This is a genomic window from Actinobacillus minor NM305 (assembly GCF_000175195.1).
Taxonomy (GTDB): Bacteria; Pseudomonadota; Gammaproteobacteria; order Enterobacterales; family Pasteurellaceae; genus Haemophilus_A; species Haemophilus_A minor.
In genome coordinates this window covers 1-1,540 of sequence record NZ_ACQL01000026.1, presented here as the reverse complement: position 1 = coordinate 1,540, position 1,540 = coordinate 1, and the positions used below count along the sequence as shown (strand labels likewise).

Annotated in this window: 1 protein-coding gene; it reads right to left on the bottom strand. The window is 41.0% G+C overall.

Features of this window, described 5'->3' with window-relative positions; translation table 11 throughout:
- Positions 1-70: 70 nt before the first annotated feature.
- The gene (locus AM305_RS00850; RefSeq protein WP_005822192.1) at positions 71-1,141 is read right to left on the bottom strand and encodes an MFS transporter; all 1,071 of its coding nucleotides are present in this window, start codon (positions 1,139-1,141) and stop codon (positions 71-73) included.
- Positions 1,142-1,540 lie beyond the last annotated feature (399 nt).

Genomic DNA, 1,540 nt, shown 5'->3' with positions numbered 1-1,540 from the left:
GGCGAAATATTTTTCGCCCTAAACAATTGAGGAATTGGGGCAAATGTGATTTGCCCCTACGGAAAAATCTCTAGACTAAGAAAACATAAGGCAACGCATTCATAATGCCGGCAGTCGTAACCGCTAGGATCATTTTTGACATACCAAACATCAAACCTTGATTTTTGCCTTTATCAAGCTTCACTAAAATATTTGCCAAAGTGGTATTCGCAAAAAGGCTGATAATCGCAAACACAATAAGATAAACAAAAGCGGTGACTTCCGATAATGCTTGCAAGGTATAGAACCACGGTAAGAAGAGTAAAATAATTAAAACCGGGGCAATATACACCAACTTCGCCACGCCAAAATTCAATTTTCTGGAGAAATACGATTGCAATAGCACCGCAATTAAATTATTCAGAAAGAACGCTACGGAAACCAAACTTTGACGATCTAATAAGTTGGTAAAAATATAAGGGAAGATCACATAAAACGCTGTTCCCATTCCCAGCGGAATAAAAAGCAAAATATGCGCAAAAACGAACCGCTTGTTTAACACCTCTTTTAGTTGGCTAAAATGGAAGGTTTCTTTCTGCACATTTTGACATTCACTTTTTGGAATGCTTTTAAGCATAAAGATTAACATTGCCACTTCAATGGCACAGCTGAGCCAGATTAACCACTCCGCCTTACGGAAATAGATAAAAGGCAGCGCTAAAAGTGGCGCAACCATTGAGGCAAGGCTCGAAATTCTTAAAAATCGCCCCTGTGCGTGCGCTTTTGAAGCATAGTTATCCGCCGAATGGCTGAGCAGAAAAGCTCGGGCATTGGTGCTGAATAACGTACTACCTAAACCAAAACAGAATGTGGCTAATAATAAAAAGCCATAATGGTGTGTAGTTAGAATTAAAATATAGGCAATGGCATCCAGCAAACAACCGAGTAACATCACGGCAGAACGCCCGAAACGATCTCCCCACGAGCCTGCAAATAAGGCAAATGCTTGGCTGGCAAAAACCAATAAAGAAAATGCCGTTGCAATTTGGTCGGCTTCAAAGCCTTTATAGTATTGTAAATAGATAAAGAACACGCTTTGCATTGCGGTATAGGCTAAGCCTGAAAAGAACTTTCGCCAAAGAATAAGATTTTGTACGTCCATATTTGAACTCGTTATGACAAAAGAAAATTTAATGTGTAATATACCCGAAAATGAGTGGTATTATGCAACAAATGCAGAAAATTTAACCTGTTGTAGCAACTGTGTTTAACCGCCTCATCGTAGCTGTCGATATACAACCCTCGCCCCTAGTGGGAGAGGGACAGATTTTGCTTCGTTAAGAAGCAAAATCAGGGAGAGGGGGAAATTACGCTCTAAAAGGCGTGGGTTTCCCCTCTCTCTGCCGAAGGTTGCTGAACGCACCCTTCGGCTGTCTCTCTCCCACAAGGGGAGAGAGTTTAAGATTTACGCATTTTTATGGTTTTAGGAATATTGTAGGGGCGAATTATATTCGCCCTGATATTCCGGTGATGGTTTGGGGCGAAAAATATTTCGCCCCTA

Coding starts and splice junctions, on each gene's coding strand:
- AM305_RS00850 (WP_005822192.1), bottom strand. CDS start 1,141: ATGGACGTACAAAATCTTATTCTTTGGCGAAAGTTCTTTTCAGGCTTA.